We start from the raw sequence: 12,373 nt of genomic DNA, 5'->3' as shown, positions 1-12,373 counted from the left end.
GCGTAATCCGGGACTGAACTATCCGCAGTTAGAGTAGCTCCGGATTGCGCTTCGCTCCATCCGGGCTACGGACTACTCCAATGAAGCCTTGAGCGCCAACAGCGCGGCCTTCAGCGGTGGTAGATCATCCTTGACCGCTTTCCAGATGATCGTGGCGTCAACGCGCTGGTAATCATGCCGCAAGATGTTGCCTATGCCTGCGATGTCTTTCCAGCGGACATTCTCGTGCTGAGCCTTTAACTCGCTGCCGAGGTGGCGGCTCGCTTCCGAAATGACTTCGATTCCGCGTTCAATTGCGGAGCGCAGCAGCCACGAGCGCTCGTAGTCGCGGATGGATTTTCCTGCCAACGCCTTTTCGATGCCACGGATGCTTTCGAGCATGTCGTGGATACGAAGCAAGGGGGAGCGCACGATCATTCAGAAAACCCGCGTTGCCTCCGCCTCGATCCGCTCTCGAATCAGTGGATGAAGTCCTTTGCGTGTGGTGAGATCGACTTCGACGCCGAGACTCTCTTCGAGCAGTCGCTTGGTCGCGACCAGGTCGAGAGCATTGAACCGGCTGCGAGGATCGTAGTCCACGAAAAGATCAATATCACTCCCTGCACGAGCCTCGTCGCGCGCAGTCGAACCAAATAGATACAGCGAAGTCGCCCCGAGTGCCTTGATGGCATCGGCCTGGTCACGGAGCTTCCTGAGGGCTTCGGTTCGCGTCATGAACGAACTATACCACGGGCCGCCAAGCGCCCGCAAAATCGTACGGCAGGCGGACTTACGCCGCGCTCGCCGGCGGCAGTGCGAGCACCGAGTAGATCGCCTGGGCGTCGCGTGAGGCGCGCAGCTTCTTGGCGACGTCCTGGTCGCGCAGCAGGCGGGCGATCCGCGCCAGCGCCTTGAGATGGTCGGCGCCGGCGCCTTCCGGTGCGAGCAGCAGGAAGATCAGGTCGACCGGCTGGCCGTCCATCGCCTCGAAATCGATCGGGCGCTCAAGGCGGGCGAAGAAGCCGAACAGCTTCTCCAGCTTGGGCAGCTTGCCGTGCGGAATGGCGACGCCATAGCCGACCGCCGTGGTGCCGAGCTTCTCGCGCTGCAGCAGCACCTCGAAGATGGCGCGCTCATTCTGCCCGGTCAGCGCGGAGGCACGCGCGGCGAGTTCCTGCAGCGCCTGCTTCTTGCTGATGACTTTCAAAGCCGGGAGAATCGCCTCGGGTGCGACCAAATCGGTAATCGGCATTGGGACGTTCCGAGGTGAATGACCGTCAGGTTGCGAAATAGGCTTTACAGCGGCGGCGTCAAGAAGATGAGGTGGGATGCGGGCTTAGCCCGGGTCCGGTTGGCAGGGCTTCTACTCCAACGTATCGGCGGTGCCAACACCTGCGAACCCTGTTCCGCCCCCCTTGTTCCTGGAGGCGGCGGACCATAAGCAGGGCCGGCTTCGGACGTCAATGCCATCTGCCAACTATCCTCAAGGGCTCACCGCCGGCGGATCGACCCAGCCGACATTACCGTCCGTACGGCGGTAAATGATGTTCAACCGGCCGCTGCCGCCATGCTGGAACACCAGGCAGGAGGCGCCGGTCAGATCGAGCTCCATCACGGCTTCGCTGACCGACAGCCGCTTCAGCGCGGTGGTTGCCTCGGCAATGATCACCGGGCTGTATTCGGTGACCTCGTCCTCGTTCTCGGGCGCCTCGATGACGTAGCTCGGCGCGTCGAGCCCGACGCCGTTCAATTCGGCGAGCGCGGCCGTCGCGGCATAGGTCTTGCGGGCGGAGCGATCCTTGAGCCGGCTCTTGTAGCGGCGCAGGCGCTTCTCGATCATCAAGAGCGCGGCGTCCGCGCTGGCATAGGCGTCGGTGGCGTTGGATTCGGCTTCCAGCGTGATGCCGGAATCCAGATGCAGCGCGCAATCGGTTCGGAAGCCGAAGCCATCCTTGCTCAGCGTGATGTGACCCGAATAGTTGCCATCAAAATACTTTCGCAGGACCTCGTCGGTGCGCTCGCTGACGCGCGCGCGAAGCGCCTCGCCGATGCTGATGCTCTTTCCCGAGATTCGAAGGGTCATTTGATGCCTCAATTGCTGGATGCCTCGATCACTCTTGCAGGAGCATGATGCTTGCTGGGCTTCCGGTTACCTCCCCTTCTGGACGACGCTCGACCTGGAAAGATTGAGACTATCCCGATTTGGCGCGAACGCAACGAGCGCATGGCCCGGTCCGTACCCGAACGGGGTCACGCTCAAGAAGTAACCTAAACGGAGGCTGTATCGCGCGACCGGTCGGACGAGGAGGCAGGAGCCGAAAGGGCATTACCGAGCATGCTCTGTTTGTCACGGCGGCGCTGCACCGAGGATGGTATCCGCATCGCCTCGCGATACTTCGCGACGGTACGGCGGGCGATATCAATGCCCGAGGCGCGCAAACGTTCCACGATCGTGTCGTCGGACAGGATCGCCGACGGGGCCTCGCCGTCGATCAATTGCTTGATGTGATGACGCACCGCTTCGGCCGAATGCGCCTCGCCGCCGTCGGCCGACGCGATCGAGGCGGTGAAAAAATACTTCAATTCAAAACTGCCGCGATTGGTCGCCATGTATTTGTTGGCGGTGACGCGCGACACCGTCGATTCATGCATCTGGATCGCGTCCGCGACCGCCTTCAGATTGAGCGGCCGCAAATGCGCGACGCCATAAGTGAAGAAACCATCCTGCTGGCGGACGATTTCGGTCGCGACCTTCAGGATGGTGCGGGCGCGCTGATCGAGCGCGCGGACCAGCCAGGTCGCGTTCTGCAAGCAATCGGTGAAATACGACTTGTCACCGTCCTTGCGGATCGTCTTCGACAGTTCAGCGTAATAGGTCTGGTTGACCAGCACGCGCGGCAGAGTGTCGCTGTTGAGCTCGACATGCCAGCCGCCGTCGGGACCCGGACGCACATAGACGTCGGGCACCATGGTTTGCGTTCGCGCGGTGCCGAACTTCAGTCCGGGCTTCGGGTCGAGCCGGCGGATCTCGGCGATCATGTCGGTGATGTCTTCGTCGTCGACGCCGCAGAGCTTTCGCAAGGCCGCGATGTCGCGCTTGGCGAGCAGGTCGAGATGCTCGACCAGTGCCTGCATCGCGGGATCGTAGCGATCGAGCTCGCGCAGCTGGATCGCGAGGCATTCGCTCAGGTTTCGCGCGCATACGCCGGGCGGATCGAACTTCTGCAGCACGGCGACGACCTCGTCGACCGCTTGCTGCGACGCACCGAGCCGCTCGGCGGCCTGGCCGAGATCGGCCGGCAGGTAGCCGGCGTCGTCGACCAGGTCGATCAGATACTGCCCGATCATGCGCTGCGCCGGCGCCGAGAACGCGACCGCGAGTTGTTCGGCGAGGTGGTCGGCAAGCGTCAGCTCGGCGGCCACGAAAGCTTCGAGATTGTACTCGTCGTCGCTGGAGGCGCCGCCGCCCCATTCGGTGTAGACCGATGGCGGTGCATCCTGCGCGGCGCGCGCCGCCGCCTCCGCCGGCTCCTCGGAAAACACGTTGTCGAGGCGGGTATCGAGCGTCTGCTCGATTTCGGCGCGGCTGCCGAGGTCGCGGTTCAGCCATTCCTCCTGGCCGGGATCGAAGCCGGCCTCGCCGCCTGGGCCTGCGGCCATGTCGGAGGCGTCGCCATCGTCCCCATAGCTGCTGGAACCGTCGGAATCGCCGTAGTCCGGCCGCTCCATGGCGGGCTCGCCCGCCACCGGCGGCTCCGGTCCGTCGGCCGCCCGCTCCAGCAGCGGATTGCGCTCCAGCTCTTCCTCGACAAAGGCCGACAGATCAAGGTTCGACAGTTGCAGCAGCTTGATCGCCTGCATCAGCTGCGGCGTCATCACCAGCGACTGCGACTGGCGGAACTCTAGTCTTTGGGTCAGCGCCATGGAGGCAAGAACGATCCTAAAAGTTGGCTCGATTCTTGCTTATATTAGTCCGAAGCCCTTGTACACGGCTTGACGGATTGGAAAATAGCGATAACCGCGATCAGCAAAAGTGGACGCTCCGGTTTTGCGTCCGATCGCGCGTCAAATTCTTTAATTAGCGCATGATCTTATCGCCAAACCGCTTCACATTTGGCGGATCATGCGCTACAGGCGGAATTCCTCGCCAAGGTAAAGCCGACGTACATCGGGATCATTAACGATCTCCTCCGGGCTTCCCTCAGTCAAGATTTCACCGGCATAGACGATATAGGCGCGGTCGGTCAGCCCGAGCGTCTCGCGGACATTGTGGTCGGTGATGAGCACGCCGATGCCGCGGTTGGTGAGATGGCGGACGAGGTCCTGGATGTCGCCGACCGCGATCGGGTCGATGCCAGCGAACGGCTCGTCGAGCAGCATGTAATTGGGGCGCGTCGCCAGCGCGCGCGCAATCTCGACGCGGCGGCGCTCGCCGCCGGACAACGCAATCGACGGGCTCTTGCGCAGCCGCGTGATGTTGAACTCGTCGAGCAGCGAATCCAGCTCGTGCTCACGCTTCTTCTTCGAGGGCTCGACGACCTCGAGCACCGCGCGGATGTTCTGCTCGACCGACAGGCCGCGGAAGATCGAGGCTTCCTGCGGCAGATAGCCGATGCCAAGGCGCGCGCGCTGATACATCGGCAGCTTGGTGACGTCGTGGCCATCGAGCTCGATCGCGCCGCGATCGGCCTTGATCAGCCCGGTGATCATGTAGAACACGGTGGTCTTGCCGGCGCCGTTGGGCCCGAGCAGGCCGACCGCCTCGCCACGGCGCACATAGATGCTGACGCCGCGCACGACCTGGCGGCTGCCGAAGCTCTTTTCCACGCTATGCACAGCCAGATAACCCGGCCGCTTGATCAGCTGCGGCGCGGCGGGAGCGCTGTTCCTGGCCGGCCTCGCACGCGCCGGCGCTGCTGCCGGTTGGGATCGCGGCAGCTCGACGCCGGGAGCCGACGCGGCGCGCGCCATCGGCGGCGCGTCACGCACTGGAGACGTCAGCATCTCGCCGAACTGGTCATCGAGCGCCGTGATGTCGTCATGCGAGCGCGCAAATCCGGTACTGCGTTTCGCAGAGCGCCGCCGGAACATGCCGAGAAAATCCACCATCCCCGCTTCGCTTCAGCCTTTCACGGTGATCCCGCGACCTCGCCTGCGCATCGATCGATTCGCGTGCGAAGCCGCAAGCATGAGCCGGAAATCTGAATACCGGCCTTCCCGCGCGACAAAAGCGGACGCGTTTGCGCGGAGATCATGCTCGAACAACACGGCAAAGCGCGATCACCCGCGCCTTGAATGAATGGATGCCCCTGTCCCGGCCGACATATTCCCCTCGAGGCGCATTGTTCGGCCGGGCCGCTGCAGTAGATACAGTCTCGCCCCGCCGGCTTCAACCACGCGGCCGCAGAATATTATCTAACTGATTGATTCTGCTTGACCTTACGTGAAGCTTACTTGGACTTGCCGCCCGGAAGCAGCTGCATCGGCGACGGGGCCGGGGCTGAGCCGGGGGCGGCCGGCGTGCCGCACTTGCCGCTCTGTCCGCCCGGCGACTGGATGAACAGGCCCTGCACCTTGCCATTGTCGGCTTCGACGCGCGAGACGCCGGTGGTCATGTCGACCAAAAGGCGGTCGCCGCGCAGCACATTCTGGCACTGGGTCAGCACCACCTGGCTGCCGCCGCCGCCAAGCATCGTGATCAGATTGGTCTTGGTGTCGAAGATCGCGGTCTCGCCGGTGACGACCTGATCCTTCTGGGTCACGACGACATTGCCCTTCGCCTCCAGCCGCTTGATCGAGGAGGCGCCGCCGGGGCCCGGGGTTGCCGTCTGCATCGGCGCGGCGCCCTTGGCGTTTGCCCCCTTGGTGCCGGCCGGGGCGGGCGCCGGCGCCTGGGTCGATTTATCCTCGTAGAACACGACCAGCGTCTTCGACGTCATGGTGGTGTCGCCCTGCACGACCTTCACATTGCCGGCGAAGGTCGCCTCCTTTTTCTTGTCGCGCATTTCGAGCGAAGCAGCCTCGATCTGGATCGGCTGGTCGCGGTTCTGCGAGAAGCCCTGCATGGCGTTGGGCACGCCGCTCATCGAGCCCTGCGCGAACGCGGCACTCGCGGAGAAAAGCGCGAGCAGGAACGCCGCAATTGCCATGCCGTGCGGAAAACGTCTCATCATCAAAATCATTTCGTGTTGGCGGATTTGCGCGGCTTCGGCGGCGGCGGCGGTGGAGCGGGCTCGGCAGGCGGGGCAGCATTGTTGTCACCAAGCTTGTCGAGATTCATCACGACATTGCCTTCGAACCGCACCAGCTCGCCGCTGTTGTAGATCCGGAGCCTGTCGGCGGTCAGCGTGCCGTCGAGCAGCTTGACGTCGACATGCTCGTCCGACGACACGTTGCCCTTGTTGATGTCGACGAAGGCCTGCGTCAGCCTCGCCTCATAGCCGGTGGACGACTGCAGGAAGATGTCCTGGCGCAAGTCGAGCAGCTGCTTCTTGTTGTCGAAGAAGCCGGTGCGCGCATCCATCGTCACCGTCGACCGATCCTGCTGCGCCACCTTGGCGCGGATCGTCTTCAGCTCGACATGGTCGGGATCGGTGACATCCTGGATCGCCGCCTTGGCCCACATTTCGTAGGGCCGTCCGTCGTTGGAGAAGCCGGCGATATGCGGCGCTTCCATCGTGATCTTGGTGCCGGACACGACGAGGTTATCCATCTCGAGCGGCAGCTTGGGGATCAGGTCGTGGAACGGATTGAAGAGTGCGATGTAGATGATCACGGCCATCGCCAGCCCGACCATCGCGGGAACCGCGACGCGCAGAATCCGCACCATGCGACTGTGCCGCGCGGCGGCGGCAAAGCGCGCCTCGAGGCCCGTGACATAGGCTGGATTCTGAACCGAATTCACCTGAGCTCCAGAGGCGCGAAACTGCCCCTATTCTAGCCGGAGCCGCCCGAATATGCAGCCCGGACCTCACCTCGCGCCCCTGCACCGGACCACGCGTGAACAGTTTGGCCGAAACGGGGCGGAACTGCCCCGGCCGCGACGAATTCGGCGCTCATCATGAATGGGCGAAAATGTCCTCGGCCTCCCAGCCGTCGAGATCGAGCCTGGCACGGGCGGGAAGGAAATCGAAGCAGGCCTGGGCGAGATCGGTCCGTCCCTCGCGCGCGAGCATGACATTCAACTTGTCGCGCAGCGCATGCAGGTGCAGCACGTCGGAGGCCGCGTAGGCGAGCTGGGCCTCGCTGAGGCTTTGCGCGCCCCAGTCGCTCGACTGCTGCTGCTTCGACAATTCGACGTTCAGCACCTCGCGCACCAGATCCTTCAGGCCGTGGCGATCGGTGTAGGTGCGCGACAGCCGCGAGGCGATCTTGGTGCAATAGACCGGCGTCGGCATCACGCCGAACGTGTTGTAGAGCACCGCGACGTCGAACCGTGCGAAATGGAAGATCTTGGTGATCTTGGGATTGGCGAGCAGCGCCTTCAGGTTCGGCGAATCGGTGTGGCCCTTCGGAATCTGGATCACGTCGGCGGTGCCGTCGCCGTTCGACATCTGCACCACGCAGAGCCGGTCACGGTGCGGATGCAGCCCCATGGTCTCGGTGTCGATCGCCACCGAATCGGTGTAGCGGGACAGATCGGGCAGGTCGCCGCGATGCAGGCGGATGGTCATGCTGTCAAAAACCTCGTCGAATCGCTGTCGGAATAAACTACCGTCCAATCCGCCGACAGGCGAGCATGCGCCAGTCTTCGGATCGCGCATTGGTATCGGGGCCCGTCAGGGCCGGACACGAGCAGCGGGAATCCTTAATTGTTCCGGCACAGATAGTTCAGGGTGTACCGCCATTGTGCAGCGGAGACAATGGGTTGCTGTCCCCGCCGCGCGCCCCCCACGAGGGCGCGCCATCATTGCCAGCTGACGCGGAGGCCGAAGCGGCCAGTGATGTCCTCGCGATGGAGGCTGTCCACCGAGGTCGTGTAGTCGGCGCTCGCATAGGCGCATCGTGCGATTGAGCTGCGCGGAGACGCCGGCACCGATCTCGACGGCGGTGCCGCGGCTTTGCACGCGATCAGGTCCGTCGTCGCGAAGGCGATGCTGCGGTCGTTCGCGGCCGTGTGCCAGAGATTGGCCTCGAGATACGGACGCAGTTCGGTCGTGCCGGCGACGAAGGTTGAGGGAATGCGCACGCCGAGCCGCCCGGTCAACGTATCGGCACTGCCGAGCGCGACGCTCGAAAACATGTCGTTGAAGCTGTCGAACGACTGGCGCTGCCATATCAGCTGCACCTGCGGCTCGATCGCGAGAAAACTGTTCAGCGGGATCGGCGCGCCGGCTTCCAGCGATGCAGCGACGCCGGTGCCCGACACCCGTGCGCCGACCTGACGATCCGACTGCGGGCTTGCGCCGAAGAAGCTGCCCATCAGCACGGCGTCGACATACCAGCCCGACGGGCCGACATGGGTCCAGTAGCCGCCGATATTCTGGCTGTCGATCGAGAGCGTGCCGGTGCGGACGTCGTTCAGGCCGAGCGCGAAGCCGCTGATGTTGCCGCTGGCCCAGCCATACGCATAGAAGAAGCCGGCGCGATCATGATGCTCGGGCGCGGACTGGAAGCGCAGGATGTCGACGCCGACCTGCACGCCGGCCATGGTGCCGTCGAAGGCGGGGCTGACCGTGCCGGCCCAGCTCTGCGAGCTGTGCGAGCCATAGGCACGCGCCCACGCCGCCGGCTGTTCGCCGCCGCTGGTCAGCAAGGCCTGATCGCCCTGGCGCTGATGGAAGGTGCCGAGCGTCGCCAGCCCGAGCTTTTGCGCCACCTGCGGCAGCGCCGAATAGACCGACACCTCCTCACGGTAGAGCTGGACCGGCGCGGCGCCCGCCGGCGGCGGCGTCAGCGACGACAGATCCTCCGCAGGCAGCCCCGGAGGCGGCGGCACCACGTTGGGCGATAAAGGCGGCGCCGGCGCGGGCGAGGCCGTGCCGGGCAACAATGTCGAGCGCAGATACCAGTTGTCGGCGCTGCCGGCGGAGACGCCGCCGCGGAACAAGAGATATTCGTGCGCGCCCGCTACGACGGCGTTGGAGAGGCCGAACGCGCCCGCAGCCGTGGTGCCGCCGTTGACGGCCTGCACCACCATGATGCCGTCGGCGGTGGTCAGCGCGCCCGCGCCGCCGGCATTGGTGACGGTCACCGCGGTCGAGCCCGACGCATTGCCGCCGGAGATGACGAGCCGATCCGACGGCGACCCATCGCCGCCGAGCACGGTGCGCAGATAGAGCCCGCCGCCATTGCCGACATAGTTGCCGGCAATGGTCAGGCTGTTCGCCGCGGTAGCGCCGCCATTGGTCAGGTTGATGACGCCGGCTTGGTGACGGTGATCGGCGGGCCGCCCGGAAACGGCGCGATCGACGGATTGGCGCCGTTGCCCGCCAGCAGGCTGGTGCCGGCCGCGATCGACACATTGCCGGTCAGCGACGTCTGCAGCGTCAGCGAGCCGCTGTTGACGAAGGTGTTGGCGAAGGTGCCGGTGCCGGCCCAGGTCCAGTCATTGCCCTCCATCGTCAACGTCTGGAATCGCGCGAACGCATTGTTGGCCGTGCCGCTGCCTTGCAGCCGCACCTGGTTGTTGCCGCCGCCATCGGCAAGCCCGACGATCTGCGATCCGGTTTGCAGGATCAAATTCACCGCACCGCCGCTGCCCGCGAGCGCCGTACCGCTGTTGCCGGCGATCAGGCCGGCATTGACGATGGTGGTGGCGCCGTTGAGCGTGCGGATCGCGGGTCCCGCCTGGCTGATGATCTTGCCGCCGGCGAGGTTCTAGATGCGGGCGGTGAACGACGATCCGGCGGTGTTGGAGAACACGCCGTCGGCATTGACGCCGCGCGCCTCGATCATGCCGCTGTTGCGCAACACGCCCGCATTGCCTTGCATGAACACGGTGTTGTTGGCGCTGCCGCCCGCGTCCCCACCGGTCGTGAGCAGCGTGCCGGTATTGGTGATGGTCGCAAACTGGCCGGCGGAGAAGATCGCACGGGCGCCTGCGCCGGCCGTGGTGATGGTGCCGCTATTGGTGAAGGTGTTGCTGTCGCCGGTCTGCACATAAAGGCCGTGCGATTGCGGGCCCTGGGAGGTGATCGTCCCGGTATTAATCAGCGTGTTGTTGTGTGCTGCGTGAGACCGGTGATGGCAAGGCCGCGCGAGGTGCCGCTCTGCGTCGTGATCGTGCCGTTGTTGATCAGCGTGTTGCCGTTGCTGCTGGCGGCGATCACATTGCTGCCGGCGCCCGAGGTCGTGATCACGCCCGACGCGCCGTTGGTGAAGACGTTGCCGTCGCCGCTGCCGAAGATGCCGGTGCCACCGCCGCTGATGGTCAGCGTGCCGTTATTGGTGGCGGCACTGCCGGAGACAAGCCCGATCGCGGTCGCTCCGGCGCCGGGCGTGATGCCGGCGCCCTGCAGCACGTTCACGGTGACGTTCGAGCTGCCGGCAGCGGCCTGCACGCCGGCCGGCGAGGGATTCGGCGCTGCGGTCGAGCAGGTTACCGTCTGCCCGCTCGCCGGCGCGAGACTGTCGCAGGCGGCAAACGCCGGCGACGTGGACAACAGGCAACCGCCACTTAGAGCCGTGCACGACAGGATCGCCGCGAGCCGCGAGGAAACCATGCCCTTACTCCAACGTCGGCGCGAAGCCGAGCCCCCGGCCTCCCGCCACCCCCGCCCCGCTCTCAGCTCCGCCGATCGCTCCATTCAAACTTGAAACGATTTGCAGCGACCTGTTGCGCGGTCGCCACAGACGGAACCATGAGATGCATCCGCATGATTCACATCCTTGACGTGCGCACGCTTTCAAGGTTGTGAAGTACAGCATTCACCCGTTGCAGTTATCGACCGACACAACCGGAAACAAAATCGCCATGGCGTCTCGGGTGCGCCGCTGTCCCCATTTTCTCGCCAAGTTCGACGTGGGCACGCGGCCAAGTCGGGGCCAAGTCATTGCCGCGACGCGTTCAATTTCGAGGGAACTGTTGCCCGCGCGCCCCATGAAATCGGGCCGCGCCGACCCTATTTGTTGCCAGCCCGAACCCGCCGTCCCAAATGAAATGAGCCTTATGTCCGACCAAACCATCGCCGCGCCGATCGACGACCAGCAGGAGCGCGGCTTCTCGCGCTACCAATCGTTCCTGATCGCGCTGCTCGCCTTCACGCAATTCACGCTGATCCTCGACTTCATCATCATGTCGCCGCTCGGCGCCATCCTGATGCCGTCGCTGAACATCACGGCCGGGCAATTCGGCGTCGCGGTCTCGGCCTACGCGTTCGCGGCCGGGATTTCCGGCGTCCTCGCCGCCGGCTTTGCCGATCGCTTCGACCGCAAGCGGCTGCTGCTGTTCTTCTATGTCGGCTTCATGCTCGGCACCGTGCTCTGCGCGCTGGCGCAGAATTTCCACGTGCTGCTGCTCGGCCGCATCGTCACCGGCGTGTTCGGCGGGGTGATCGGCTCCGTCGTGCTTGCCATCGTCACCGACCTGTTCCCGCTGCAACAGCGCGGCCGCGCCATGGGCATCCTGCAGACGGCGTTCGCCGCGAGCCAGGTGCTCGGCGTCCCGGCCGGCCTGTTCCTGGCCAATCACTGGAACTGGCACATCTGCTTCGTGGCCATCGTCGGCCTGTCGATTGCCGCGATCGCGGCGATTGCGATCGCGATGCACCCGGTCGATGCCCATCTCAAATTGCAGCACGACAGCAATCCGTTCCGCCATCTGATCGCGACCGTCGGCCAGCCGCGCTACACGCTGGCCTTCCTGGTGACCACGCTGCTCGCGACCGGCGGCTTCATGCTGATGCCGTTCGGCAGCGCCTTCACGGTGCATAATCTCGGCATCGACATCGTCCACCTGCCGACGATCTATCTCGTCTCGGGCCTGTTCAGCATCATCATCGGGCCGCTGGTCGGCCGCGCCAGCGATGCGTTCGGCAAATATCCGACCTTCGTGTTCGGCTGCGTGGTGTCCGTCATCATGGTGCTGATCTACACCAACCTCGGCCACGTCTCGCTGCTGACCGCGATCCTGGTCAATGTGCTGATGTTCATCGGCATCTTCTCGCGCATGATCCCGTCCCAGGCCCTGATGTCGGCGATTCCCGACGCCAGCCAGCGCGGATCGTTCAGCGCGATCTCGGCCTCGGTGCAGCAGCTGTCGGGCGGGCTGGGCTCGGTCTTTGCGGCGGCGATCATCGCGGAAAATCCCGACGGTTCGCTGCTGCATTTCGACCGGCTGGGCTACATCGTCGTCGCAACGACCATCATTTCGATGATCGCGATGTATTTCGTGCAGCAGCCGATCGCGCGACGCGCGGGCCGGCGGATCGTGTGACGGCAGGGGCCGCTCGTT

At 64.6% G+C, this 12,373-nt stretch carries 14 protein-coding genes; 1 reads left to right on the top strand and 13 read right to left on the bottom strand.

The annotated features are described in order from the left end of the window. Window positions 1–72: 72 nt before the first annotated feature. From ACVMDN_RS38035 to ACVMDN_RS37975, 13 genes are all read right to left on the bottom strand, one after another. The gene (locus tag ACVMDN_RS38035) at window positions 73–417 is read right to left on the bottom strand and encodes a HepT-like ribonuclease domain-containing protein (protein ID WP_076833778.1); all 345 of its coding nucleotides are present in this window, start codon (window positions 415–417) and stop codon (window positions 73–75) included. After that, complete coding sequence (locus tag ACVMDN_RS38030; protein WP_057020394.1) at window positions 418–714, bottom strand: nucleotidyltransferase family protein; 297 nt, start codon at window positions 712–714, stop codon at window positions 418–420. 55 nt (window positions 715–769) lie between these two features. Continuing rightward, window positions 770–1,231: a PTS IIA-like nitrogen regulatory protein PtsN gene (gene ptsN / locus ACVMDN_RS38025; protein WP_016843543.1), complete on the bottom strand. Its 462-nt coding sequence runs from the start codon at window positions 1,229–1,231 to the stop codon at window positions 770–772. A gap of 231 nt (window positions 1,232–1,462) precedes the next feature. After that, window positions 1,463–2,062 (bottom strand): ribosome hibernation-promoting factor, HPF/YfiA family, encoded by a 600-nt coding sequence (gene hpf / locus ACVMDN_RS38020; protein WP_028337939.1) that lies wholly within the window; start codon window positions 2,060–2,062, stop codon window positions 1,463–1,465. 185 nt (window positions 2,063–2,247) lie between these two features. Continuing rightward, window positions 2,248–3,903, bottom strand: coding sequence for an RNA polymerase factor sigma-54 (gene rpoN, locus ACVMDN_RS38015; RefSeq protein ID WP_076833777.1), 1,656 nt, complete (start codon window positions 3,901–3,903; stop codon window positions 2,248–2,250). Window positions 3,904–4,107: 204 nt separating this feature from the next. Then, window positions 4,108–5,088 carry an LPS export ABC transporter ATP-binding protein gene (gene lptB / locus ACVMDN_RS38010; protein ID WP_028341724.1) on the bottom strand — a complete coding sequence of 327 codons (981 nt, stop codon included), beginning with the start codon at window positions 5,086–5,088 and terminating at the stop codon, window positions 4,108–4,110. Window positions 5,089–5,429: 341 nt separating this feature from the next. After that, window positions 5,430–6,161 carry an LptA/OstA family protein gene (locus ACVMDN_RS38005; protein WP_057020392.1) on the bottom strand — a complete coding sequence of 244 codons (732 nt, stop codon included), beginning with the start codon at window positions 6,159–6,161 and terminating at the stop codon, window positions 5,430–5,432. Beyond that, window positions 6,158–6,883, bottom strand: coding sequence for an LPS export ABC transporter periplasmic protein LptC (gene lptC, locus ACVMDN_RS38000; RefSeq protein ID WP_057020391.1), 726 nt, complete (start codon window positions 6,881–6,883; stop codon window positions 6,158–6,160). The genes ACVMDN_RS38005 and lptC overlap by 4 nt, the downstream gene beginning before the upstream one ends. A gap of 154 nt (window positions 6,884–7,037) precedes the next feature. Further along, entirely contained in the window at window positions 7,038–7,652 is a 615-nt protein-coding gene (locus ACVMDN_RS37995) for a ribonuclease D (protein ID WP_076833773.1), read from the bottom strand. Between the two features lie 233 nt (window positions 7,653–7,885). Further along, entirely contained in the window at window positions 7,886–9,331 is a 1,446-nt protein-coding gene (locus tag ACVMDN_RS37990) for an autotransporter family protein (protein ID WP_283805984.1), read from the bottom strand. Continuing rightward, complete coding sequence (locus ACVMDN_RS37985) at window positions 9,328–9,666, bottom strand: hypothetical protein (RefSeq protein WP_076833770.1); 339 nt, start codon at window positions 9,664–9,666, stop codon at window positions 9,328–9,330. Before ACVMDN_RS37985 ends, ACVMDN_RS37990 begins: the two co-directional genes overlap by 4 nt. A 132-nt stretch (window positions 9,667–9,798) precedes the next feature. Beyond that, window positions 9,799–10,080: a hypothetical protein gene (locus ACVMDN_RS37980; RefSeq protein ID WP_076833769.1), complete on the bottom strand. Its 282-nt coding sequence runs from the start codon at window positions 10,078–10,080 to the stop codon at window positions 9,799–9,801. Between the two features lie 50 nt (window positions 10,081–10,130). Next, a complete protein-coding gene (locus tag ACVMDN_RS37975; protein WP_141340869.1) occupies window positions 10,131–10,643 on the bottom strand; it encodes a hypothetical protein in 513 nt (170 codons plus the stop codon). A 446-nt stretch (window positions 10,644–11,089) separates the two neighbouring features. Here ACVMDN_RS37975 and ACVMDN_RS37970 point away from each other — a divergent pair, with 446 nt between their 5' ends. Then, window positions 11,090–12,355: an MFS transporter gene (locus ACVMDN_RS37970; RefSeq protein ID WP_076833765.1), complete on the top strand. Its 1,266-nt coding sequence runs from the start codon at window positions 11,090–11,092 to the stop codon at window positions 12,353–12,355. The last annotated feature ends 18 nt before the right edge of the window (window positions 12,356–12,373 follow it).

This window comes from Bradyrhizobium sp. USDA 4510 (genome assembly GCF_054059095.1).
Note: the sequence above shows the minus strand (reverse complement) of the source record. Positions and strands in the feature narration are given on the sequence as shown.

Coding starts and splice junctions, on each gene's coding strand:
- rpoN (WP_076833777.1), bottom strand. CDS start 3,903: ATGGCGCTGACCCAAAGACTAGAGTTCCGCCAGTCGCAGTCGCTGGTG.
- ACVMDN_RS38035 (WP_076833778.1), bottom strand. CDS start 417: ATGATCGTGCGCTCCCCCTTGCTTCGTATCCACGACATGCTCGAAAGC.
- lptB (WP_028341724.1), bottom strand. CDS start 5,088: ATGGTGGATTTTCTCGGCATGTTCCGGCGGCGCTCTGCGAAACGCAGT.
- ACVMDN_RS37995 (WP_076833773.1), bottom strand. CDS start 7,652: ATGACCATCCGCCTGCATCGCGGCGACCTGCCCGATCTGTCCCGCTAC.
- ptsN (WP_016843543.1), bottom strand. CDS start 1,231: ATGCCGATTACCGATTTGGTCGCACCCGAGGCGATTCTCCCGGCTTTG.
- ACVMDN_RS37975 (WP_141340869.1), bottom strand. CDS start 10,643: ATGGTTTCCTCGCGGCTCGCGGCGATCCTGTCGTGCACGGCTCTAAGT.
- ACVMDN_RS37970 (WP_076833765.1), top strand. CDS start 11,090: ATGTCCGACCAAACCATCGCCGCGCCGATCGACGACCAGCAGGAGCGC.
- ACVMDN_RS38030 (WP_057020394.1), bottom strand. CDS start 714: ATGACGCGAACCGAAGCCCTCAGGAAGCTCCGTGACCAGGCCGATGCC.
- ACVMDN_RS38005 (WP_057020392.1), bottom strand. CDS start 6,161: ATGATTTTGATGATGAGACGTTTTCCGCACGGCATGGCAATTGCGGCG.
- hpf (WP_028337939.1), bottom strand. CDS start 2,062: ATGACCCTTCGAATCTCGGGAAAGAGCATCAGCATCGGCGAGGCGCTT.